Origin of the sequence: Pseudomonas sp. 3HC3, assembly GCF_044904505.1 — a bacterium.
GTDB classification, from domain to species: domain Bacteria; phylum Pseudomonadota; class Gammaproteobacteria; order Pseudomonadales; family Pseudomonadaceae; genus Aquipseudomonas; species Aquipseudomonas putida_Y.
The window spans coordinates 24,302-46,590 of the sequence record NZ_JADDRH010000013.1 but is presented as its reverse complement, the minus strand read 5'-3'; the positions used below and the strand labels follow the sequence as shown (position 1 = coordinate 46,590).

Annotated in this window: 18 protein-coding genes; 14 read left to right on the top strand and 4 right to left on the bottom strand. The window is 63.4% G+C overall.

What is annotated here, in order from left to right; all coding sequences use genetic code 11:
* The first annotated feature begins 22 nt into the window (after window positions 1–22).
* From INQ47_RS17410 to INQ47_RS17400, 3 genes are read left to right on the top strand one after another with little or no spacing between them, the layout of a single operon-like run.
* Window positions 23–1,333 carry a DUF1329 domain-containing protein gene (locus INQ47_RS17410; RefSeq protein ID WP_404702231.1) on the top strand — a complete coding sequence of 437 codons (1,311 nt, stop codon included), beginning with the start codon at window positions 23–25 and terminating at the stop codon, window positions 1,331–1,333.
* Window positions 1,333–1,719 (top strand): YidH family protein, encoded by a 387-nt coding sequence (locus INQ47_RS17405; protein WP_021784043.1) that lies wholly within the window; start codon window positions 1,333–1,335, stop codon window positions 1,717–1,719. Before INQ47_RS17410 ends, INQ47_RS17405 begins: the two co-directional genes overlap by 1 nt.
* A complete protein-coding gene (locus INQ47_RS17400) occupies window positions 1,712–2,005 on the top strand; it encodes a DUF202 domain-containing protein (protein WP_021784042.1) in 294 nt (97 codons plus the stop codon). The genes INQ47_RS17405 and INQ47_RS17400 overlap by 8 nt, the downstream gene beginning before the upstream one ends.
* A 28-nt stretch (window positions 2,006–2,033) precedes the next feature.
* Here INQ47_RS17400 and INQ47_RS17395 read toward each other — a convergent pair whose 3' ends face one another.
* Together INQ47_RS17395 and INQ47_RS17390 are read right to left on the bottom strand one after the other, a co-directional pair.
* The gene (locus tag INQ47_RS17395) at window positions 2,034–3,995 is read right to left on the bottom strand and encodes an alkyl/aryl-sulfatase (RefSeq protein WP_404702197.1); all 1,962 of its coding nucleotides are present in this window, start codon (window positions 3,993–3,995) and stop codon (window positions 2,034–2,036) included.
* A 101-nt stretch (window positions 3,996–4,096) separates the two neighbouring features.
* Entirely contained in the window at window positions 4,097–5,020 is a 924-nt protein-coding gene (locus tag INQ47_RS17390) for a LysR family transcriptional regulator (RefSeq protein ID WP_404702196.1), read from the bottom strand.
* An 84-nt stretch (window positions 5,021–5,104) separates the two neighbouring features.
* Between INQ47_RS17390 and INQ47_RS17385 the strand changes: the two genes are divergently transcribed.
* The 5 genes from INQ47_RS17385 to INQ47_RS17365 are packed head-to-tail and all read left to right on the top strand — an operon-like array spanning window position 5,105 to window position 10,945.
* Window positions 5,105–6,343: a 3-hydroxyacyl-CoA dehydrogenase NAD-binding domain-containing protein gene (locus tag INQ47_RS17385; protein WP_404702195.1), complete on the top strand. Its 1,239-nt coding sequence runs from the start codon at window positions 5,105–5,107 to the stop codon at window positions 6,341–6,343.
* The gene (locus INQ47_RS17380) at window positions 6,340–8,115 is read left to right on the top strand and encodes an acyl-CoA dehydrogenase C-terminal domain-containing protein (protein WP_404702194.1); all 1,776 of its coding nucleotides are present in this window, start codon (window positions 6,340–6,342) and stop codon (window positions 8,113–8,115) included. Before INQ47_RS17385 ends, INQ47_RS17380 begins: the two co-directional genes overlap by 4 nt.
* Before the next feature lie 33 nt (window positions 8,116–8,148).
* Window positions 8,149–9,312 (top strand): iron-containing alcohol dehydrogenase, encoded by a 1,164-nt coding sequence (locus INQ47_RS17375; protein ID WP_404702193.1) that lies wholly within the window; start codon window positions 8,149–8,151, stop codon window positions 9,310–9,312.
* A complete protein-coding gene (locus INQ47_RS17370; RefSeq protein ID WP_404702192.1) occupies window positions 9,312–9,764 on the top strand; it encodes an acyl-CoA thioesterase in 453 nt (150 codons plus the stop codon). Before INQ47_RS17375 ends, INQ47_RS17370 begins: the two co-directional genes overlap by 1 nt.
* On the top strand, window positions 9,761–10,945 hold the full coding sequence (locus INQ47_RS17365) for an acetyl-CoA C-acyltransferase (RefSeq protein WP_404702191.1): 1,185 nt from the start codon (window positions 9,761–9,763) through the stop codon (window positions 10,943–10,945). Before INQ47_RS17370 ends, INQ47_RS17365 begins: the two co-directional genes overlap by 4 nt.
* Before the next feature lie 79 nt (window positions 10,946–11,024).
* On the opposite strand, the gene mtlD is transcribed toward INQ47_RS17365, so the two are convergent.
* The gene (gene mtlD, locus INQ47_RS17360) at window positions 11,025–13,148 is read right to left on the bottom strand and encodes a bifunctional mannitol-1-phosphate dehydrogenase/phosphatase (protein WP_404702190.1); all 2,124 of its coding nucleotides are present in this window, start codon (window positions 13,146–13,148) and stop codon (window positions 11,025–11,027) included.
* 469 nt (window positions 13,149–13,617) lie between these two features.
* Here mtlD and INQ47_RS17355 point away from each other — a divergent pair, with 469 nt between their 5' ends.
* The 3 genes from INQ47_RS17355 to tcuB all read left to right on the top strand — a co-directional run bounded on the left by INQ47_RS17355 (window position 13,618) and on the right by tcuB (window position 17,295).
* Window positions 13,618–14,538, top strand: coding sequence for a LysR family transcriptional regulator (locus INQ47_RS17355; protein ID WP_028698041.1), 921 nt, complete (start codon window positions 13,618–13,620; stop codon window positions 14,536–14,538).
* 143 nt (window positions 14,539–14,681) lie between these two features.
* The gene (gene tcuA / locus INQ47_RS17350) at window positions 14,682–16,136 is read left to right on the top strand and encodes an FAD-dependent tricarballylate dehydrogenase TcuA (RefSeq protein WP_021784032.1); all 1,455 of its coding nucleotides are present in this window, start codon (window positions 14,682–14,684) and stop codon (window positions 16,134–16,136) included.
* Window positions 16,117–17,295, top strand: a complete 1,179-nt coding sequence (gene tcuB, locus INQ47_RS17345) for a tricarballylate utilization 4Fe-4S protein TcuB (protein WP_404702189.1) — start codon at window positions 16,117–16,119, stop codon at window positions 17,293–17,295. The genes tcuA and tcuB overlap by 20 nt, the downstream gene beginning before the upstream one ends.
* Before the next feature lie 57 nt (window positions 17,296–17,352).
* On the opposite strand, the gene INQ47_RS17340 is transcribed toward tcuB, so the two are convergent.
* Entirely contained in the window at window positions 17,353–18,246 is an 894-nt protein-coding gene (locus tag INQ47_RS17340) for a LysR family transcriptional regulator (protein ID WP_252459537.1), read from the bottom strand.
* Between the two features lie 146 nt (window positions 18,247–18,392).
* On the opposite strand from INQ47_RS17340, the gene INQ47_RS17335 reads away from it, so the two are divergent.
* The 3 genes from INQ47_RS17335 (at window position 18,393) to INQ47_RS17325 (ending at window position 22,271) form a co-directional block, all read left to right on the top strand.
* Window positions 18,393–19,472 (top strand): 4-oxalomesaconate tautomerase, encoded by a 1,080-nt coding sequence (locus tag INQ47_RS17335; protein ID WP_404702188.1) that lies wholly within the window; start codon window positions 18,393–18,395, stop codon window positions 19,470–19,472.
* Between the two features lie 73 nt (window positions 19,473–19,545).
* Window positions 19,546–20,853: a dicarboxylate/amino acid:cation symporter gene (locus tag INQ47_RS17330; protein ID WP_209964541.1), complete on the top strand. Its 1,308-nt coding sequence runs from the start codon at window positions 19,546–19,548 to the stop codon at window positions 20,851–20,853.
* 113 nt (window positions 20,854–20,966) lie between these two features.
* A complete protein-coding gene (locus INQ47_RS17325) occupies window positions 20,967–22,271 on the top strand; it encodes a CitMHS family transporter (protein ID WP_252459538.1) in 1,305 nt (434 codons plus the stop codon).
* Window positions 22,272–22,289 lie beyond the last annotated feature (18 nt).

The following is a 22,289-nucleotide window of genomic DNA, read 5'->3' as shown; positions in this document are numbered from 1 at the left end:
GGGCATGACAATGAAAATGCGCATGGTGATGATCGGCCTGTTCTGGGCGAGCGGCGCGCTGGCGGCAGCCGGCCTGCCCGACAACCTGACCCCGGTGGGGGCCGAGCGTGCTGCCAGCCCCGACGGGCGCATCCCCGCCTGGCAAGGTGGGTTGAGTACGGCCCAGCAACGCTTGGGCGACAACGGCACGCCGCTGGACCCGTTTGCCGATGAGCAGCCTCTGTACCGGATCACGGCCGCCAACTACCGGCAGTACCGAAGTCAGCTTACCGACGGCCAGGTGGCCTTGCTCAAACGCTTCCCAGCCAGTCTCAGCTTGCCGGTGTATCCCACCCACCGCAGTGTTGCGGTACCCGACGCGGTCGCGGCATCGGCCGCCCGCAACGCCGAGCAGGCGCAGCTGGATGACCAGGGCAACGGTGTGCGAGGTTTCACTGGCGTCATCGCCTTTCCGCGGCCAACGAACGGCCTGGAGGTGATCTGGAACCACCTGACCCGGCATCGCAACGAGAGCTACAGCCTGAGCTCCGACAGCGTCACGCCGTTGAAGAATGGCCGCTTCGTGCTGATGAGCGCGCGTCAGGAAGTGGCCCGGCCTGAAGGCTTGGCCAGCCTGGGGGCGGGCAATGTACTTTATTACTTCACCTACCGCATGACGGCGCCCTCGCGGCTTGCCGGCGATGCGATGGTGGTGCATGAGACACTGGACCAGGTCGCCGAGCCGCGCTTGTCCTGGGTGTACAGTGCCAGCCAGCGTCGGGTACGGCGGGCGCCGAACATCGCCTATGACACCACTGGCCCTGGCACCGCCGGCCTGCGGACCGCCGACAGTCGCGACATGTTCAATGGCGCGCCTGACCGGTATGACTGGAAGCTGCTGGGCAAGCAGACGCTGCACGTGCCCTACAACTGTTACCGCCTGGCATCGCCCGAGCTGCGCTATGCGGACCTGATCAAGCCAGGCCACATCGACCCGGCACCGACCCGCTACGAGCTGCACCGGGTATGGGTCGTGGAGGCGACGTTGAAGCCCGGGGCGCAGCATATCTATGCCAAGCGCCGGTTCTACCTGGATGAAGACACCTGGGCCATTCTCGAAACAGACAGCTACGACGCGCGTGGCGAGCTGTGGCGCACCTCACAGGCCCATGGTTTCTTTCACCCCGGCGGCCAGGTGGCGGTCAACGCCATGGAGATCACCTACGACCTCAAGAGCGGCCGCTACCATGCATCGGGCTTGATCAACGAGCAGCGTCGGCCCTTTGCCTTCAATGTGCGCACCAGCCTTTCGTACTTTTCGCCCGGCGCCCTGCGCAGCTTTGGTGTGCGCTGATGGGCGTGCCTGAACCACGGCCTGACTGGTCGCGGCGGCTGTTGGGCCAGGGTGAAGCGCCTGATCCGCGCTTCACCCTGGCCAACGAACGTACTTTCCTGGCCTGGGTCCGCACCGCGCTGGCGCTGCTGGGTGGCGCGATCGCCATTGAAACCTTCGCCGGCCACGTCCTCGAGACACCCCTGCGGCTGTGGCTGGTCGCAGGCCTGATGCTGTTGAGCGCATTGCTGAGCGCTGGCGCCTGCCTGCGCTGGCTGCGGGTAGAGCGGGCATTGCGTCATCGACGTCCGCTGCCGTTGCCGGCACTGGTGCCGTTGTTGGCGCTGGGCTGTCTGGTCGCGGTACTGCTGGCAGGTCTCGTCCTGTGGCCACGCTGGCATGGGTGATCCGGGCTTGCAGGCAGAACGCACCGAGCTGGCCTGGCGGCGCACTGTGCTGGCGCTGGTGGCGGTGGCGGCGCTGGCCTGTCGTCAAGGCGATGTGTACGTGCTGGCATTGGCGGGTGTGGCCGTGCTGGCGCTGCTATCCCGCCAGCGGCGGCGTTATGAACGAGGCCTGGCGATGTTGCAGGCTGAACGCGGCCAGCCTGCGCCGTGGGCAGTGTTGGCACTGGGTAGCGTGGTGTGGCTGATGGCATTGGCGGGCTTGTGCCGGTTGGCGAAGGGCGGCTGAGCACAGTGCCGGTGCCGCCCGCTGCCGCTCAGGGCGTGACGATATTGAAGCGTGAATCAGCCTCTTCCAGCCCGCCCATGAATTGCAAGAACTTCACCCGCTCGCCTTTGATGTCGATTGCCCCTGCTGTGGCTTCCTTGAGAAAGCCTGTCTGTTTGAGGGCAATGCGGTCCAGCGTCTGTTTGCGCATGGTGACCTCTACATCGGCCTTGGCGTGGCGCGCCAGGTCGCGGTGGGTAAGGACGCCGTTGCGCAGGGTGAGAGCGTAGTCTTCGCCCAGGTCGGAAAACCGCCAGTTTACGGTCAGGTCGTTATCGGCGGCCTTGTAGGCATTCACCCGAACGCTCAGGTAGTCGAAAAACAGGCTGGGTGTCAGGGCCCGCACCATGTCATCGGTGTTGCCGCCGCTACCCGCACCGGCGGCAACGCCTGAGCGCAATTCCTGCGCGCCACTGAGGTAGGCATTGCGCCAGGTGGCGTTCTCACTCTGGTAACCCAGTTGCTCCAGCGCGTCGGCCTGCAGTTCGCGGGCCTCGGTGTTGTCCGGCTCGGCGAATACCAGGTGGTTGACCAATTGCGTCACCCAGCGATAGTCGCCCTTGGCGAAGGCCTGGCGGGCCTGGGTCAGCACCTGATCGGCACCCCCCATCGCCGCCACGTAACGCTTGCCGGCCGCTTGCGGTGGCAATGGGTCGAGGTTGGCCGGGTTGCCGTCGTAGAACCCCATGTAGCGTTGATAGACGGCCCTCACGTTATGGCTGAGCGAGCCGTAGTAGTCGCGGCTGGGCCATTTGCTTGCCAGGCGCGGCGGCAGGCTGGCCAGGGTCTGGGCAATTTCCATGGGTGTCTGGCCCTGATTGATCAGGCGCAAGGTCTGGCTGTCGATGAAGGCATACATATCGCGCTGGTCGGCCAGGTAGTCGCGGATGGCCGCACCGCCCCAAGTGGGCCAGTGATGCTGGGCGAACACCACCTCGGCCCGGTCGCCATAGTGCACCAGCGATTGGTCCAGGTAATGGGCCCACACTTTCGGATCGCGCACCAGGGCCCCGCGCAGCGTCAGTACGTTGTGCTGCACATGGGTGGCGTTCTCGGCCATGCACAGTGCCTTGAGCGCCGGGAAATAGATGTTCATTTCCGCCGGCGCCTCGGTGCCCGGGGTCAGCTGGAATTCCACCTCCACGCCGCTGAGGGTCATGCGTTGCAGCGGTTGGCTGATTTCGAGCGTCGGCGCGATGAGGCTGACGGTGGCATTGGCCGGCACGCCCTTGCCCAGCCCGGCATCCACCTGGCCTCGCGGCCCACGGGGCAGAGGGGCACCGTACATGTACTGGGCGCGGCGTTTCATGGCCGGTCCGGCCAGCACGTTTTCGCCGATGGCATGTTCGAAGAACCCCTCGGGCGCGATGACCTGGACTTTGCCAGCCTTGACGTCCGCCTCGTTGATCACCCCTCGCACGCCGCCGAAATGGTCGACGTGCGGGTGGGTATAGATCACCGTGGTCACCGGCTTGCGCGGGCGGTGCTTGAAGTACAGTTCGAGGCCCGCCTTGGCAGTCTCCACGGCAAGCAGCGGGTCAAGCACAATCAGCCCGTCCTTCCCTTCGACGATGGTCATGTTGGCCAGGTCCAGACCGCGAAGCTGGTAGATGCCCTCGGTGACCTTGAACAGCCCGGCGATGTTGTTCAACTGAGCGATGCGCCACAAGCTCGGGTTTACCGTGGCAGGGGACTGCGCCGGTTCCAGAAAAGCATACTGGGCCAGGTTCCACACGGTCTTGCCATCGGCTGTCGCGACTGGCCCGTCGAACCGCTCGACCAGCCCACGCCGGGCTGTTTCGTAATCGACGCGATCCTCGAAGGGTAACCGTTGCAGCCACTGCTGGTTGCTGGCCAGGGTGGCCGCGGTGGCATCCTTGGCCGCTGTTGCGGCCAGGCTCGGAAGGGGTGCCAGCAGGGCAAGCGCCAGCATCGACAGTGAAAAGCGCATGGGATGTCCTTGTTGTTCTTAGGGCAGAACACTCTAGGGGAGGGGCTTGCGCACCAGCCAATACCAGAGCGGCATGGCCGCTATCGCGTTTCTTGATGGCTTCAGGCGGGGGGGAGCGTAAGGATCTGTTCGACCAGCCAGGCCAGGGCGGGGTCGTGCTGACGGTGGCTCAGGTGCACCAGTTCCAGTTCGAAAGGCTCCAGGGCAAAAGGCAATTCGTGCACCGCCAAGGGCAGCAGATGTGCGAACTGCTGGGCCAGTTGCCGCGGCAGCACTACGCACATTTCGGTGGCTGCGGCCAAATGCGCGGCCTGCAGGTAGTTGGGCGTGGTATAGGCGATTTGCCGGGTCAGGCCTTGCTCGGCCAGCCACTGGTCGACCATGCCCCGGGTCTGGCCTCCGTGCACCCAGATGTGCCGCAAGCCCAGGAACGCGTCGAGGTCCACTGCCTGGCCCGGCGCCAGGTGCGGGTGCTGCTGGCGCAGCGCGATCTGCAGGGTTTCACGGCGCCAAGGGTGGCGGGTGAAGCGCGCCGGCACCTCGTCGAAACGGCCCAGTACCAGGTCGAGGTCGCCCCGGTCCAGCGCCTCGGCCGGCAGGTTGGGGGCCAGGTGCACCACGTCGATGCGCACGTTGGGGGCCAGTAGCTCCAGCCGCGCCAGGAGTGGCGGCATGCACAGCTGTTCGACGAAATCGGTGAGGGCGATGCGCAACTGGCGATGGCTGCGCTGAGGCTCGAAGCCATCGCCTGTGCCCAACGTCTGCTCGATCTGCTGTAACGCCGCACGTATCGGCCCCTCCAGTGCCAAGGCCCGTGGCGTCGGGCGCATGCGCCGGCCCACGCGGACCAGCAGCGGGTCACCCAGCTGGTCACGCAGGCGCGCCAGGGCATTGCTCACGGTCGGCTGGGTCAGAGCCAGACGCTCGGCTGCGCGGGATACGTTCTGTTCCCGCAGCAACATGTCGAAGACGCGAAGCAGGTTCAGGTCGAAGTTCGAAATATTCATGCCGGAAATATATGGCATACGAAATGGAAATTTCAAAAATACCTTCGGCCTGCTTAGGGTGATCACAGTCCTCATACCTACAAGAAAGCAGGAGCGTTGCGCGTGAATACTCCCTTCCCGATCAATCAGGTGGCTGTGATAGGTGCAGGCACCATGGGCTGCGGCATCGTCATCAGCCTGGCCAACGCCGGACTGTCGGTGCTGTGGCTGGACTGCAACGCGGCAGCGCTCGAAGCCGGGCTGGGCATGGTCAGCCAAGCCTGGGCCCAGCAGGTGGAGAAGCAGCGCATCACCCAGGCCCAGGCCGAAGCCTGCCTGGCGCGTGTGCAGGTCGTGGACGGCTATCCGGCGTTGGCGGAGGCCGACCTGGTGATTGAAGCGGTGTATGAAAACCTGGCGCTCAAGCAGGAAATCTTCCGTGCACTGGATGCACACCTCAAGCCACGTGCGATCCTGGCCAGCAACACCTCGGCGCTGGACATCGACGCGATTGCCGCCGTCACCCAGCGACCATCCCAGGTCCTGGGGCTGCATTTCTTCAGCCCCGCGCATGTCATGAAGCTGCTCGAAATCGTGCGTGGGGCGCACACCGATCAGAAAGTGCTCGACGCCGCCTGTGCGCTGGGCGAGCGCATGGGCAAGGTGGCGATAGTGGCAGGCAACTGCCCTGGGTTCATTGGCAATCGCATGTTGCGCAGCTATGTGGGCGAAGCGCGCAAGTTGCTGCTTGAAGGGGCTTTGCCACACCAGGTGGATGCGGTACTGCAGCAGTTCGGCTTCGCCATGGGGCCGTTCCGCATGTACGACGTGGTGGGCATCGACCTGGAGTGGCGCGCCCGGCAGTTGGCCGGGCAAGGCATGCACGACCCGCTGGTGCAGGTCGATAACGCGCTGTGCGAACTCGGCCGCCTCGGGCAGAAAACCGGGCAAGGCTATTATCGCTATGCACCCGGCAGCCGACAGGCCGAGCATGACCCGCAGGTAGACGCTCTGGTGCTGCAGGTGTCCCAGAAGCTTGGCTACCGACGCCGGGGCATCAGTGCCGAGGAAATCCTCGAGCGCTGCCTGCTGGCACTGGTCAACGAAGGGGCGAAGGTTCTCCAGGAAGGTATCGCAGCCAGCAGCGCCGACATCGACCGGGTCTGGCTCCACGGCTATGGCTTCCCGGCTGCCACTGGCGGGCCCATGTGCTGGGCGGACGAGCAGGGGGCGCCGTTTATCCTGGCACGGCTGGAATACCTGCAGGGCGTGCTTGGCGAGCATTGGCGCCCGGAAGGGTTGTTCTATTCGCTGGTGGCCGGTGGCAAGCGTTTCGAGCCGCGTGGGGAGGTTCAGGCATGAACTACCAGGCGCCCCTTCGCGACATGCGTTTCGTGCTGCATGAACTGTTCGATCTGGCCGGACATTGCCAGCAGCTAGGTATCGAACTGGATCGCGACACCCTCGACGGCATCCTTGAGGAGGCCGCGCGTTTCACAGGCCAAATCATCGCACCGCTCAATCGCAACAGTGACGAACAGGGCTGCCAGTGGGTTGGCGGCGAGGTCACCACCCCGGACGGCATGCGGGACGCCTATCGGCAATACGTCGAACATGGCTGGGCCAGTATGACCGGGCCGCAGGCCTATGGTGGACAGGGGCTGCCGCAAATGGCAGCGGCCAGCTTCCATGAAATGCTGATGGCGGCGTCGTTGTCGTTCCGCATCTACTCCGGCCTGACCGAGGGCGCGGTCCTGGCGTTGCATCGCCATGGCAGCGAGGCACTCAAGCAGGCCTACCTGAGCCGGATGGTCAGTGGCGAGTGGGCCGGCACCATGTGCCTGACCGAGCCGCAGGCCGGCACCGACCTGGCTTTGCTGCGTACCCGCGCCCAGCCGGAAGCGGACGGCAGTTACCGCATTACTGGCAGCAAGATATTCATCAGTGGTGGCGAGCAGGACCTGACCGACAACATCGTTCATCTGGTACTTGCGCGCCTGGCTGACGCGCCAGCAGGTGTCAGGGGCATCAGCCTGTTCCTGGTGCCCAAGCTGCTGCCCGGTGGCGAGCGCAACGCGATGGGCTGCGGGGCACTAGAGCACAAGATGGGCATCAAGGGTGCCTCGACCTGCGTGATGAATTTCGACGGTGCCCAAGGCTGGCTGGTGGGGGAGGCCAACCAGGGCCTGGCCTGCATGTTCACCATGATGAACGATGCCCGCTTCCAGGTCGGCCTGCAGGGGCTTGGAATAGCCGAGGCCGCTTTTCAGGGGGGGCTTGCCTATGCCCGGGAGCGTCTGCAGTCGCGCTCGCTTGCCGGACCTGTGGCAGCGGAAAAGCCTGCCGATCCGATTATCGTCCATCCAGACGTGCGGCGCATGCTGCTGACCCAGAAGACCCTCACCGAGGGCTGTCGCATGCTGGGTATTTACACCGCTCGGCAACTGGACCTGGAGCACGCTGCGAAAAGTGCACCGGCGCGCCAGGCGGCAGCCCGGCGGGCGGCGTTGCTGATCCCTATCGTCAAGGCGTTCTTCACCGACGTCGGTCAGGAGGTCGCCAGCCTTGGGGTGCAGTTGTATGGCGGCCACGGCTACATCCGGGAGTGGGGCATGGAGCAGTTGATGCGCGATAGCCGCATCACCCAGCTTTATGAAGGCACCAACGGTATACAGGCCCTTGACCTGATACGCCGCAAGGTACTGGGGGACGGCGGGGCCGAGCTCAATATGCTGATCGACGAAATGGCGCTGCACGTCGGGGCTGCCAATGCGCTCGGCGGCCTGCAGGCCATGGCGACGTCCGTGGGGCAACGTTTGGAGGAATGGCGCGCCTTGTCCGGCCACGTGGTCGAGGCCTGTCAACGTGACCCTCAGGAGTCAGGGGCAGTGTCGGTTGATTTTCTTGCCTATTCGGCCTACGTGCTGTTGGCGGCGATGTGGTTGCAAGCGGCTGTGCACGCTCAAGCAACGCTTGCCGCCGGCAGCACGGAAACGGCCTTCTACAGGGCCAAGCTTCACGCTGCGACGTTTTACTGGCGGCGGCTGCTGCCCCGTGCCACCGCTCATCGCGAGGCCCTGCTGGGTGGCGCGGATTGCCTGATGGCGCTACCAGAGAGCGATTTCGCGTTCTAGCCCACGGCAAACCACATTGACAAGGAGAGTGTGATGCAGCCTTTCAGCTTTGCCACCACTGCGCAGATCCTCTGCGAAGCCGGCGCGGTGCAGCGCCTTGCAGGTCTGTGCCGTGAGCGCGGTGCCAAGCGTGTTTTGATCGTCAGTGACCCGGGTATCGCCCGCCTTGGCATGCTCGATGATCTGCTGCCGGGGTTCACGGCTGCCAAGGTCGGCGTGGCGATCTTCAGTGAGGTTACGGCCGACCCCAGCGAGGCATGCGTGCTGGCGGCCGCCCAGCGCGCCCGGCATATTGGCGCCGACCTGGTGGTGGGGTTTGGCGGCGGCAGCTCGATGGATGTGGCCAAGCTGGTTGCGCTGCTGGCCCACCGCGACTGTTCACAGCCAATCGCTGAGCTGTACGGCATTGACAAGGCCAAGGGCCGCCGGCTGCCGTTGATCCAGGTGCCCACCACGGCAGGTACCGGTTCGGAGGTGACGCCGATCGCCATCGTCACCACCGGCGCCACCACCAAAATGGGCATTGTTTCGCCGCTGCTGTTGCCGGACCTGGCAGTGCTCGACGCCGTCTGTACCCTCGGCCTGCCATCGGCGGTGACTGCTGCTACCGGTATCGACGCCATGGTGCATGCCATCGAAGCCTATACCAGCCGCTTCAAACGTAACCCGCTGTCCAGCCTGCTGGCCCGCGAGGCGCTGCGGCTGCTGGCGGATAACCTTGACCAGGCTGTGCACAATGGCGGCAATCTGCAGGCCCGCCAGGCCATGCTGCTGGGGGCTTGCCTGGCCGGCCAGGCCTTTGCCAATGCACCGGTGGCGGCGGTGCATGCCCTGGCCTATCCGCTGGGTGGGCATTTTCATATTCCCCATGGCCTGGCCAATGCGCTGGTGTTGCCGCATGTGCTGCGCTTCAACCTGCCGGTCGCGGCAGTGGACTACGCCGAACTGGCCGTGCCGCTGCTGGGGGCCCGTTTGCAGCCCGGCGATCAACGCCAGCAGGCAGAACAATTTGTGGCCGAGCTGGCCGCGCTAGGTAGTCGCTGCGGGTTACCGGATCGCCTGCGCGACGCCGATGTACCGCGTCATCGGCTTGGTCAGCTGGCCGAAGACGCGATGCAACAGCAACGCCTTTTGGTCAATAACCCGCGTGAAGTCACCCAGGCCGATGCGCTGGCCATCTATGAGGCAGCCTACTGATGAGCCACCTCCGGCAACGCGAACACTATCGGCACTTCACGCCCATAACCACCCGGTGGCACGACAACGATGTCTATGGCCACGTGAACAATGTGGTTTATTACAGTTTCTTCGACAGTGCCGTGAACCGCCTGCTGGTGCGGGAGGGCGGGTTGGATATCGACCAGGGGAGGGTGATCGCGCTGGTGGTCAGCTCCGCCTGCGACTACCAGGCGCCGGTGGCTTTTCCGCATGACATCGAAGTGGGCCTTGCGGTGAGCCGGTTGGGTAACACCTCGGTGCACTATCAGTTGGCGGTGTTCCTCGCCGGTCAGCCATTGGCCTGCGCCACCGGCCGCTTCGTCCATGTATTCGTCGACCGCGAAGGGCGGCGCCCGGTGCCGGTGCCTGACTGTCTGCGGCACGTGTTGAGCGAACTGCAGCCCCTATCCCCTGAGGAACAGCCATCATGAAAGACGCCGTGATCGTCGCCACTGCTCGCACCCCTATCGGCAAAGCCATGCGTGGCGCCTTCAACGACCTGAAAACACCCAGCATGACGGCTGTCGCTATCCGCGCCGCAGTAGAACGTGCTGGCATCGAACCGGCGCAGGTCGATGACCTGGTGCTGGGGACTGCCATGCAGAGCGGTACTGCCGCGATCAACCCGGGGCGTCTGTCGGCGCTGGCCGCCGGCCTGCCCCAATCGGTCAGCGGTCAGACCGTCGACCGCCAGTGCGCTTCAGGCCTGATGGCCATTGCCACTGCGGCGAAGCAGATCATGGTTGATGGCATGCAGGTGACCATTGGCGCAGGCCAGGAGCAGATCAGCCTGGTGCAGCAGGTGCACAACCAGCTGGCCAGTGAGGCTTACGACCCCGCAGTGCTGCGCCTGAGCGAGCACGCCTACATGCCGATGTTGCAAACGGCCGAACGGGTGGCCCGGCGTTATGGCATAAGCCGCGAAGCGCAGGATGTCTACGCCCTGCAGTCTCAGCAGCGCACGGCAGCGGCGCAGGCGGCAGGGCTGTTCGCCGCTGAAATCGTGCCGGTGATCGCACGCAAGAAGGTGGTGGACAAGCTGACAGGTGTTGTCAGCCATGAAGAGGTGCGCCTGACCCAGGACGAAGGGAACCGACCGGCGACGACCCTGGCCGACCTTCAGGGGCTCAAGCCCGTGGTCGAAGGTGGTTGTGTCACGGCCGGCAATGCCAGTCAGTTGTCCGATGGCGCCAGTGCCTGTGTGCTGATGGAGGGCGCGCTGGCGGCGCACTCGGGCACTGCAGCCCTGGGGCTTTACCGCGGTATCGCCGTGGCTGGCCTTGCCCCTGAGGAAATGGGCATCGGCCCGGTATTGGCAGTGCCCAAGCTACTGCGCCAGCAGGGCCTGACGGTAGACGATATCGGGCTATGGGAGCTGAACGAGGCGTTCGCCTGCCAGGTGCTGTATTGCGCCCGGCAGTTGCAGATCGACCCGGCGAAACTGAACGTCAATGGCGGCGCCATTGCTATCGGCCACCCCTACGGCATGAGCGGCGCGCGGATGGTCGGCCATGCCTTGCTGGAGGGCAAGCGACGTAAGGTGAAGTACGTGGTCGTGACGATGTGCGTGGGCGGCGGCATGGGCGCAGCAGGCCTGTTCGAAGTGCTTTAGGCCGGTACCCAAGGCCAGCCCATGGCGCTGACCGGGACGCAGGCGCAACCCGCGCCCACTGTGTCCCGGCCAGGGCTGGTTATGAGCCTACAGCAACCGCGTGGCGCGAAGCCGGCTGTGGCAATTGGCGGAAACCTTCACTGATGGCAGCGATCAGTTCCGCGTCCTTGACAGGGCATAACCCGGGGAAAGGTTTGTTGGCATGGGTGAGCACGGCTTCGACGCTTTCCTGGTTGTCGAGATAAACCTGCCTGATTGCCTGGCTCTCCAAGTCTTTGCTGTCGCTGCAGTTCAGGGCGTGGTGAATGGCGAGCCCGGCGCCAAACGCCAGGGCCGGGGTTGCAATACCGTGCTTGCGGGCAAGGTCGATGCTGCTGAGGATGCGTTCGTTGCGTTGCAGCTTGCGCAAGGGGTCGCGGCCTACCCGGGCGCACGGGTCTTTGAACGAGGTTTTGCAGCGTTCGAGGAATGCCTCGGCAAAGCGGCTGACCACCTCGGCCATCTGTGGGTATTCGGCCACCAGTGCGGGCGCGACCTCCTGGCGAATCAGGCGCTCGGCCAGTTCATTCACCCGCGCATCGCCCATACCCTGGCCGACCCAGACATGGCCCAGCAGGCTGGCGTACCAGGCCACGATGGCGTGCGGGCCGTTCCATAGGCGGTTCTTGATGATCTGGATCTGGGCAATGTCTGGCACTGTCTTCACCTGGCGCAGGCGTTCGAGCAGATCGCTGCCGCGCTCGGCGTAAAGCGGCATGTCAGCTTCGCTGTTGAACAGCACCAGATGCAGCTGGCTCATGGCGCTGCTGGGCTGCGCAAAGGGCCTGAAGTGGCCGATCAGCCGTTCGTACTCTGGTAGCGGCGCCGAGGGTTTGCGCGTGCTTGCAGGCTCGTCTTCCAGGCTGTTCTGGAACATCTGCGACTTGATGCGCAGTTGCCGTACCAGCGCGTCATTGCCCAGTTTGGACACGATGCGGCTGACCACCGTTTCGGCGAAATGGGTCTTTTGCATAACCTGCTCGCTGATCGCAGGCGGGCACAGTAACGCCAGCTCGGCTTGCACATGACGACGCACGAACGCCGCACCGCCAACCTTGTTCAGCACGATCAGCAGAGTCAGCTCGCGGCCTCGGCGCTCGAAGCGTTGCAGCAGGCCTTGGGCGATCACCCTGGCCTGGCTTCTGATGGCCTGCTCGGGCAGGCTCAGGCCGATGATTTCGGCAGTGGTGTACATGCTGATGACCGCGTCGTCATCGTCCATGTCGATCATGCGCACGTTGTCGATGGTCTGGTCGAACGACGTGGCGCCGTAGCGCACGCTGTAGCGGCCAAAGGCGCTGACGCTTTCGCGCAGCATGCGCGAGCGGGTTGCGGCAATGATTTCACGCGGTCGGGTGTAGCCGTCCCAATGGGAAAATACCTGTGTCAGGTAACCGCCGCCGATGGCGCCGAAACCATGAATGCCCACGCTGAACTGGTTCATCGAGGCCGGGAACGGCTCACTCAATGCAGGCATGCCCAGGTCGGGTACGCACTCGCTCAGGTCGGCGAGAAATTCATGCATGCTGCGGTAGGCTTTGAGCGCGCCCGCCTTGATTTCCGGCGCAGGCGGCTTGATGTCCTCGATCAGGATCGCCTGCCCTTCGGCGCGCATCGCCGACAGCATGCCGTTTTCCGAGTCCTCGACCATGAAGCACTGGCCTGGCTCGCAATTGAGCGCGCGGGCGGCTTTCAGGAAAATCTCGGGGTGGGGTTTGCCTTGGCTGACTTCATCGCCACAAACGGTGATGTCGAAGTACTTCAGCACGTTGGCGTTGATCAGGTACTCCTCGGCAATGGCACGGCGGCTGGAGGTGGCCACCGCCATGGTCAGGCCCGACTTGCGCAGGCGCTCCAGCACCTCCAGCAGGCCGGCCTTGATCGGTACGCCGTGATTGCGCACGTACTCCAGTTCAAGTTCATCGGCGCGTTGGCGGATTTCGGCGTACGGGAAGTCGTCGCCGTTATGCGCCTTGGCAAGGGCCTCGGCCTTCTTTGCGCTCAGGCCCAGCGAGCCAATCAGGGTGTGCTCGCTCAGCGCTTTGCCGAAGATTTCCAGAGACGCTTGCTTGAGTGTCTTGAAGCGCAGGCGCTCGGTGTCGAAGAGGGTGCCATCCATATCGAAGATGGCGCTGAAAATGTGTTTACCGTGAAAGAAAAGCATTGGCTGTTGCCCCTTGTCGTTGCGTCAGGCACTCCGCCTGCAACAGGCGAGTACGGTGTGTGAGCTGCAGAGGAGGCAGTCAGGTCGGGGGCACACGTTCGACAGCGGGACGCTCAGGGGTGACACAGAGGTAAGGCGGGGCGGAGCGGGGGGTGCAGAGAAGGTTGGCAACCTTCGAGGCGAGGCGGGTGGCGCGTTTGGCCTTGAGTTCACGCCCACTGGCTGCGGTCGGTTTCGCAGGCAGTGGGCGCAAATAGCGATGGATACGTGTGATTCCAAGCATGAGGTGCTTTGCTTCCTTTTCGTCATGGGTGATCCCTTTTTAGCCTTGCACGTCTGCGCAACCCGATGCAAGGACAAGGCTGTCGTTACCGAGCCGAGTAATGACTCGAGCTGTCAGCAAGGCTCCCCCATGACCTCGCCGTTCCTGCGTACAATGCGGGCAAGGCAGGGGCATCGAGAGGTCAATGTGGAGTTACGCCAGTTTCGCTACTTTTTAAGTGTGTTGGAGCACGGCAGCCTTGGCAGGGCCGCGCTCGAGCTTGGCGTGGGCGCCTCCGCCCTGAGCCAGCAACTGTCGAAGCTGGAAAACGAGCTCAGCACCCGGCTGTTGACGCGCTCGAGTACCGGCGTCGTCCCGACAGCGGCAGGTCTGGCCTTCGAGTACCATGCCCGCCTGGCGCTGCGTCAGGCCGAACACGCCATGCTTGCCGCGCAGAGTGGGCGCATGAGCGGGTATGTAAGTGTCGGCCTTGCCCCGACCACTGCATCGGTCCTGGGCCTTGCCCTTATCGACCGCATGCGCCAGCGCTATCCGGACATCCACTTGCACCTGGTGGAAATGCTGTCGGGCTATCTGGTCAGCCAGCTTAACGCCCGGCACCTGGACCTGGCTGTGTTGTTCCAGCCGGACGCGGGGGCGCGCCTGGATGTGCGTCCGCTGTTGCAGGAACGGCTGTTCGCGCTGGTTCCGCTGGCATTGGTGCAAAGTGGCTGGGGCGAATCGCTGACGTTGCAGCAGATCGCGACGTTGCCGCTGGTGATGCCGAGCAGTCAGCATGGCTTGCGCGCCACGTTACAGGCAATCCTGGCCAGGGCGGGGCTGGAAGCCAACATCGTCATGGAGGTCGATGGCCTGTCATTGCTCTTGGATTGCGTAGCGGCGGGCCACGCCGCCACCCTGCAGCCCGGTGCGGCAGTAGCCCGGGCAACGCAAGCAGGCATGCGCGTATTCGCCATCGACGATGCCCAGGCGCAGCGCCGCAATCTGGTGGTGAGCCTGAGTGAGGATGAGCTTTCGCCTGCTGCGCTTGCGACGCGGGTCGTGTTGCATGAGGTCGCGCGCGAGCGGGTTGCCTGCGGTCAATGGCCCGGGGCGCGCCTGCTCTGAGGCCGCCTGGGCACCATCAGCCTTTAGAAAAACTGAACACCTACCTTCGGTAATCGCGTTTCGTCACCCGCCAGGTCTCACTAGAGTCCGTGGTCCGCGAGGAGCACCCCGAACGTTCTGGCTCCTCGAGACCTGGAGGCAAAATGATCGATGTGCTTGTCATTGGCGGCGGGAATGCTGCCCTTTGCTCGGCGCTGATGGCCCGCGAGGCGGGGGCCAGTGTGCTGCTGCTGGAGGCTGCGCCGCGTGAATGGCGTGGTGGCAACTCTCAACACACTCGCAACCTGCGATGCATGCACGATGCGCCGCAGGATGTACTGGTTGACGCGTACCCGGAAGAGGAATTCTGGCAAGACCTGCTCAAGGTCACGGGCGGGCAAACCGACGAGAAACTGGCGCGGCTGGTGATCAGGGCTTCGGCCAATTGCCGGGACTGGATGCGGCACCATGGCGTGCATTTTCAGCCGTCGCTCTCTGGCGCGTTGCACACGGCGCGCACCAACGCCTTTTTCATGGGCGGTGGCAAGGCACTGGTCAATGCCTATTTCCGTAGTGCCGAGCGGTTGGGTGTTGAGGTTCGCTATGACACGCCAGTGTGCGATATCGAGCTGGACGGCGACCGTTTCGTTGCGGCCCATGTACCGGCGCGTGATGTCGCAGGGCGCCGCTTGCCGGCCGAACGCATCCAGGCGCGAGCCTGTGTGTTGGCGGCTGGAGGCTTCGAGTCGAACAGAAGCTGGTTGCGCGAGGCGTGGGGGCAGAACGAACGCGGTGAGTGGCCAGCGGACAATTTTCTGGTCCGTGGCACCCGCTTCAACGATGGTGTACTGCTGCGACGGATGATCGATCTGGGGGCCGATACTATCGGTGACCCGACCCAGGCGCACATGGTAGCCATAGACGCCCGCGCGCCCTTGTACGACGGCGGTATCTGCACGCGTATCGATTGCGTTTCGCTGGGTGTGGTGGTCAACCGTGAAGGCTTGCGCTTCTATGATGAAGGGGAGGACTTCTGGCCCAAGCGCTATGCGATCTGGGGCAGGTTGGTAGCCCATCAGCCGGGGCAGGTGGGGTTCTCCATCATCGACCAGAAAGCGTTGGGGCGGTTCATGCCGCCGGTTTTCGGGGGTATCACGGCCAATACCCTGGAAGAACTGGCGCAGCTTCTGGGCCTTCCCGTAGCGACCTTCCTTGACACGGTTCACGCCTACAACCGGGCGTGTCAGGCGGGCAGCTTCGATCATACCCGCCTGGACAACTGCCACACGCAAGGCGTGACACCGGTCAAGAGCCACTGGGCACGACCGATCGATACGCCACCATTCTATGGCTATCCGTTGCGTCCAGGGGTGACTTTCACCTACCTGGGGCTACGCACGGATGAGACCGCTGCCGTTCATTTCGCTGGCCGGCGCAGCCCGAACCTGTTCGTTGCGGGCGAAATGATGGCGGGCAACGTGCTGGGCAAGGGCTACACCGCTGGCGTCGGCATGTCCATAGGCACCGCCTTCGGCCGTATCGCCGGCACCCATTCCGCGGCTGCTGCTGCACGTATTTCATCCCCAAACGAGGCCTGTCATGACCGCGCAATTGCCTGAACCCCACACGTATGACCCGGCGGGCCGGGCCGAACTGATTCCGGTATTGAACATGGATGAAACGGAAGTCGACCGGCAGATGCGCATCTGCAATGCCTGTCGCTACTGCGAAGGCTTCTGCGCCGTGTTTCCGGCCATGACCCGAAGGCTGACATTTGCCAAGGCGGATATCCATTACCTGGCCAACCTGTGCCATAACTGCGGCGCCTGCTTGCATGCCTGCCAGTACGCCGCGCCTCATGAGTTTGCTGTCAACGTGCCTCAGGTTATGGCCAAGGTCCGTGGCCAGACGTACGCTGACTATGCCTGGCCGGCCGCGTTCGGCCGTCTTTACCGGCACAATGGCACCTATGTGGTCACTGCGCTGGCGATTGCCTTGTCGCTGTTCTTGCTACTGGCCTTGCAGGTCAACGGAACCCTGTTGCCTGGTCGCCTGGGCGGCGACTTCTATGCGGTTTTTCCGCACAACATGCTGGCGCTGTTGTTCGGCAGTGTCTTTTGCCTGAGCGGTGTCGCGCTGGCGGTGGCGATAAGGCGGTTCTGGCGCAGCATTTCGCCGGCCGAGCCTCAGGCTCCGCCTGTTGACGGGGCAATCCTTGAAGCTTCAACAGCTGTGCTGACCTTGAAGTACCTCGACGGAGGGCATGGCCAGGGTTGTAACAACGAGGATGATCGCTACACCCTGTGGCGGCGCCGTTTCCACCACTTGACCTTCTACGGATTCTTGCTGTGCTTCGCGGCTACCTTGGTCGCCACGGCATATCACTACGTACTCGACCTTCAAGCGCCTTACCCCGTGCTGAGCCTGCCTGTGCTGCTGGGTACGGTCGGGGGGATCGGCCTGGTCATTGGCCCCGCCGGGCTGCTTGTGCTGAACCTGCGCCGAGCGCCGGAACAGGGCGACCCCAGGCAGCGGCCAATGGACAGGGCCTTCATCCTGCTCCTGCTTTTGATCAGCCTCTCCGGGCTCGCCCTGTTGGGCCTGAGGGATACCGGGGCCATGGCGGTGCTGTTGGCCGTTCACCTGGGCACGGTCATGGCGCTGTTCATCACGTTGCCTTACGGCAAGTTCGCCCACGGCCTGTTCCGCAGCGCGGCGCTGCTCAAGTTCGCGCTTGAAAAGCGCCGCCCCGACACACTCGGCCTGGGCAGCGACTGATTGATGGGCGCGGCAGCAGCACAGGGTGGATGTCGGCGGACTGACGGGCACGCCCAGTCAACGATTGGGCCATTTCTCCAGCAGGATCGACACGAATTTTTCAGCTGCAGGCGAAAGCGAGGCGCCGCGTCGGTAAACCAGACCGAGTGTTCGGGTGACCTGGGGTTCGATCAACGGAACACTGACCAGGGTCGGATGATCGGCGGTGGGCATAGCCAGGCTGGGCATGGCCGATACCCCCAGCCCGGCCTCCACCATGCCGAGCGAGGTCGAGAGGTGTTGTACCTCGTAAAACCACTTGGGGCGCAAGTTGAGCCCGGATAGCGCGTGGTCGAGCAGCATGCGATTGCCGCTCAGTCGGCCTACGCCGATCAGGCGGTAATCGGCAAGCTCGGTCCAGGTGACGGCGTCACGGCCTGCCAGTTTGTGGTCGCGCCGGCAGGCCAGGACGAAGTGTTCCTGCACCAGCGAGACGAACTCGATGTCCGGGTGTTGCCCGCTCATCATGTTGATGCCGAAGTCAGCCTCACCCCGCAGCACCGCTTCAAGCCCGTCGTTGGCGCTTAGATCGAGCAGGCGAATACGGATTTTCGGGTACTGCTCGTTGTAGTCGCGGATCACCGACGGCAGGAAGTAGAACGCTGCTGTGGGGATGCAGGCAAGGGTGACCTGGCCGGTTTGTCGTTCTGCCAGTTCGCGGATGCTGAGAATGGAGTCTTCGAAGTCGTCCAGTAACCGTCTGGCTTTGGGCAGAAAGTCGCGCCCGACGCTGGTCAGGCTGACGCGACGGGTGGTGCGCTCGAGCAAGGAGGTACCTAGGCCTTCCTCCAGCTTCTTAATGCGCCGGCTTAGCGCTGGCTGGGAGAGATGCAGTGCTTCGGCAGCTTCGTGGAAGCTGCCGAGTTCGGCGATTTTCACGAAAGATCGGATATCTTGCAGCTCATATTCCATATAAAAGCCTTGGCCCGTTCAAAGAGGAATTATTTTGTGAAAGGCAATAATCGCTACGATATTTGCATTGGATTGATTTATCCATCCCTGTCACTCTTTTGCCCACAGCATCAATGATGTCCATTGATCAACAAGAGTGCGAAATCATGCAACGAATTCCTTGCGTACTCATGCGCGGCGGTACCTCCAAAGGGCCGTTCTTCCACGCCTGGGACCTGCCTGCCAATGTGGTCGAGCGCGACGAGTTGCTGATCAACCTCATGGGCTCTGGCCATGAGCTGGAAATCGACGGTATCGGTGGCGGCAGCCCGCAGACCAGCAAGGTGGCGATCATCAGCCCGTCACTGCACGCCGACGCTGACGTCGACTACCTGTTCGTGCAGGTCATGGTCGCACAGCGCCGGGTCGATACGGCCCCCAACTGCGGCAACATGCTGTGTGCTGTTGGGCCATTCGCCATCGAACAGGGGTTGGTAAAAGGCCAGGAAGGCAAGACCTTGGTGCGCATTCGCAACCTGAACACTGGCACCTTCGTCAATTCGCTGGTCGAAACGCCCGGCGGGATCGTGCGCTACGAAGGCCGCACGGCGATCGATGGGGTACCGGGCACCGCCGCCCCGGTGCACCTGACCTTCCTCGACGCGGTCGGCAGCAAGACCGGCAAGCTGTTCCCCACGGGCAAGGCCCAGGACGTGATTGATGGCGTGCCGGTGACCTGCATCGACATGGCCATGCCGATGATGGTGGTAGAGGCTAGCCAACTGGGGATCAGTGGCTCGGAAACCCCTGCTCAGCTGGACGCCGACAGCGCGCTGCTCGAACGCCTGGAAGCGTTGCGGCTGAAGGCCGGAAAGGCCATGGGCCTGGGTGATGTCAGTGGCATGGTCATCCCCAAGCCAGTGCTGGTGTCCAAGCCTCGCTATGATGGCACGCTGCAGGTTCGCTATTTCATGCCGCACAACTGCCATCGTGCCTTGGCGATCACTGGCGCCGTGGGGCTGGCGACTGCCTGCGTCAGCCCTGGTACCGTGATTGCCGACCTGTTGGGCGAAGGTGCACAGCAACTGGCCGAGGTCCGCCTGGAGCATCCAAGTGGCGGCATCGATGTTGCGCTGACGCGCAGCGGTGCCGATGGCCAGACGATCCAGGCTTCGGTGGTGCGAACCGCCCGGCGGCTCTTCTCAGGGTTCGTCTACGCCCCTACATTCCGCAGGTTGGCCGGGTAGCTCCAGGCGCTGATCCAGACCTGCACATTCGTAACAAGCGCATCCGCACAATTTCAACAATGGGTGATGCCTCATGAGACTCGCCAAATCGCTGTATTTCCAGATTCTCTGCGCCGTCCTGCTGGGCGTGGTGGTCGGACACTTCTGGGCGCAACAGGCCGTGGCCCTCAAGCCGCTGGGTGATGCGTTCATCAAACTGATCAAGATGATGATCGCGCCGGTGGTGTTCTGCACTATCGTCACCGGCATCGCCGGCATGACCGACAAACGTTCCCTGGGGCGCTTGATGAGCAAGACCCTGCTGCTGTTCCTGGGCCTGACGGTGGTCAGCCTGGTGATCGGACTGGCGGCGGTCTATCTGTTCAAGCCAGGTGCCGGCATGAACATCGATCCCGCCACCCTGAGTACGGCGGGCCTGAGCCAGTACACCGCCTCGGCCGCCAAGCTGAGCGTGGTGGACTTCTTCATGCACATCATCCCGGACACCTTCGTAGGTGCCTTCAACAAGGGTGAGGTCTTGCCTGTACTGTTCATCGCCGTACTCAGCGGGTTCGCCCTTTCGTCGATGGGCGAGAAAGGCAAGCCGGTCCTGGACGTGCTGGAGTCGGCTTCGACCATGGTGTTCCGCATCTTCGGCTACCTGATGCGCTTTGCCCCGGTCGGCGCTTTCGGCGCACTGGCATTCACCGTGGGCCAGTACGGCATTACATCCCTTGGCGCGCTGGCCAAGCTGGTGGGGACGTTGTACATCGCCTGCGCGTTCTTCGTGCTGGTGGTGCTCGGTGGCATCTGCCGGGCCCATGGCTTCAGCCTGTGGAAGCTGCTGCGCTATTTCCGCGAAGAGTTCCTTGTGGTGCTGGGGACTTCTTCAACCGAGCCGGTGCTGCCGCGAATGCTCGAAAAACTCGAGAAGCTTGGGTGCAAAAAAGGCGTGGTTGGCCTGGTGCTGCCCACTGGCTACTCGTTCAACCTGGACGGTACTGCCATCTATCTGTCGTTGGCAGCAGTGTTCATCGCACAAGCCTGCAACATCGACCTGAGCCTGGGCCAGGTGGTCACCATGCTGGCGATCATGCTGCTGTCCTCCAAGGGCGCGGCAGGTGTTACCGGCAGCGGTTTCGTGGCATTGGCTTCGACCCTCACCGTGATCCACGACATTCCCCTGGCCGGCCTGGCCCTGTTGATCGGGGTCGACCGCTTCATGTCGGAAGCCCGTGCGCTGACGAGTCTTGCCAGCAACGCAGTGGCTACGGTGGTTGTTTCGCTGTCGGAAAACGCCTGTAACCGCCAGACGCTGCACAGCCGCCTGAACGGCGAGCCGGTGGTCAGCCCCGTCGCTGAAACAGCCGACTGGGTCGCCGAACCGCGCCGTCACGGCTGAGCCCCGACACCCTCAAGCTTTTCACAGACCCCCACCAGGCGTTGCCGGGTGGGGTCAGGGGGCCGTCTGCGCTGCAGGTGGCCACATAGACAATAAAAACAAGAGAACAAACCATGCTCGCACTTCTGGGCCTGATCATGGTGGTGACCTTCACCTACCTGATCATGAGTAAACGCCTGTCCCCTATCGTCGCGCTGACGATCGTGCCGATTGTTTTCGCCCTTATTGGCGGTTTCGCGCCAGATCTGGGCAAGATGATGCTCGATGGGCTGAAAATGGTCGCACCGTCTGCCGCGCTGCTGCTGTTCGCCATCCTGTTCTTCGGCCTGATGATCGACGCCGGCCTGTTCGACCCGTTGATCCGCAAGATTCTCAAGCGGGTGAATGGCGACCCGATAAAGATCGCTATCGGCACCGCCCTGCTGTCGCTGCTGGTTGCGCTGGACGGTGATGGCACCACGACTTACATGATTACCTGTGCCGCCATGCTGCCGCTTTACAAGCGCATCGGCATGAACCCGATGATCCTGGCTACCGTATCGATGCTGTCATTGAGCATCATGAGCGGCATGAGCCCGTGGGGCGGCCCCGCCACCCGCGCCATTGCCGCGCTTGGTCTGGATGCGACCGAGTACTTCATTCCGATGTTGCCCACCGTCATCGGTGGGGCGGCGTGGGTCGTGTTTACCGCTTATCTGCTTGGCCGTGCCGAGCGTCGGCGTATCGGCAATATTGCCCTGGAGTCCGGCGGAGGCAACTGCTACATCAAGGAAATCCTCGGCGACAACCCGCACAAGCGCCCGCGTCTGGCCTATGTGAACCTGGTGTTGGTGATTGTCGTCATGACTGCGCTGGTGCTGGGCCTGATGCACGCAGCCATCCTGTTCATGATCGGTTTCGTCGCCGCGCTGATGATCAACTACCCGCAGCTGAATGTGCAGAAAGAACGCATTCTCGCCCATTCGGGCAACGCCATGACTGTGGTGCTGCTGGTGTTCGCCGCAGGCATCTTTGCGGGTATTTTCTCGGGCACCAAGATGGTCGACGCACTGGCGCAGACCCTGGTGGACTGGATTCCGGCAGCCTGGAGTCACTGGTTCCCGCTGGTGGTGGCGCTGACCAGCATGCCGCTGACCTTCGTGCTGTCCAACGACGCCTACTACTTCGGCGTTGTGCCGATCCTGGCGAACGCCGCTGCCGCCTATGGTATCGACCCGGTGGAAATTGCCCGCGCCTCGGTGCTGGGGCAGCCTGTGCACCTGATGAGCCCTCTGGTGGCCTCCACCTTGTTGCTGGTGGGCATGGTCGACCGGGATATCGGTGACTTCCAGAAAGCCACCGTGAAATGGGCCGTGCTCACCTCTTTGGTGATCACTGCGCTGGCACTGCTGACGGGCGCCTTGTCCTTCATGGTTTGAAGCACCCAGGGCGCCGCT

What these genes read in the sequence shown, in the direction of transcription:
- INQ47_RS17410 (WP_404702231.1), top strand. Translation starts at nt 23, where the DNA reads ATGGTGATGATCGGCCTGTTCTGGGCGAGCGGCGCGCTGGCGGCAGCC.
- INQ47_RS17405 (WP_021784043.1), top strand. Translation starts at nt 1,333, where the DNA reads ATGGGCGTGCCTGAACCACGGCCTGACTGGTCGCGGCGGCTGTTGGGC.
- INQ47_RS17400 (WP_021784042.1), top strand. Translation starts at nt 1,712, where the DNA reads ATGGGTGATCCGGGCTTGCAGGCAGAACGCACCGAGCTGGCCTGGCGG.
- INQ47_RS17395 (WP_404702197.1), bottom strand. Translation starts at nt 3,995, where the DNA reads ATGCGCTTTTCACTGTCGATGCTGGCGCTTGCCCTGCTGGCACCCCTT.
- INQ47_RS17390 (WP_404702196.1), bottom strand. Translation starts at nt 5,020, where the DNA reads ATGCCATATATTTCCGGCATGAATATTTCGAACTTCGACCTGAACCTG.
- INQ47_RS17380 (WP_404702194.1), top strand. Translation starts at nt 6,340, where the DNA reads ATGAACTACCAGGCGCCCCTTCGCGACATGCGTTTCGTGCTGCATGAA.
- INQ47_RS17375 (WP_404702193.1), top strand. Translation starts at nt 8,149, where the DNA reads ATGCAGCCTTTCAGCTTTGCCACCACTGCGCAGATCCTCTGCGAAGCC.
- INQ47_RS17370 (WP_404702192.1), top strand. Translation starts at nt 9,312, where the DNA reads ATGAGCCACCTCCGGCAACGCGAACACTATCGGCACTTCACGCCCATA.
- INQ47_RS17365 (WP_404702191.1), top strand. Translation starts at nt 9,761, where the DNA reads ATGAAAGACGCCGTGATCGTCGCCACTGCTCGCACCCCTATCGGCAAA.
- mtlD (WP_404702190.1), bottom strand. Translation starts at nt 13,148, where the DNA reads ATGCTTTTCTTTCACGGTAAACACATTTTCAGCGCCATCTTCGATATG.
- tcuA (WP_021784032.1), top strand. Translation starts at nt 14,682, where the DNA reads ATGATCGATGTGCTTGTCATTGGCGGCGGGAATGCTGCCCTTTGCTCG.
- tcuB (WP_404702189.1), top strand. Translation starts at nt 16,117, where the DNA reads ATGACCGCGCAATTGCCTGAACCCCACACGTATGACCCGGCGGGCCGG.
- INQ47_RS17340 (WP_252459537.1), bottom strand. Translation starts at nt 18,246, where the DNA reads ATGGAATATGAGCTGCAAGATATCCGATCTTTCGTGAAAATCGCCGAA.
- INQ47_RS17335 (WP_404702188.1), top strand. Translation starts at nt 18,393, where the DNA reads ATGCAACGAATTCCTTGCGTACTCATGCGCGGCGGTACCTCCAAAGGG.
- INQ47_RS17330 (WP_209964541.1), top strand. Translation starts at nt 19,546, where the DNA reads ATGAGACTCGCCAAATCGCTGTATTTCCAGATTCTCTGCGCCGTCCTG.
- INQ47_RS17325 (WP_252459538.1), top strand. Translation starts at nt 20,967, where the DNA reads ATGCTCGCACTTCTGGGCCTGATCATGGTGGTGACCTTCACCTACCTG.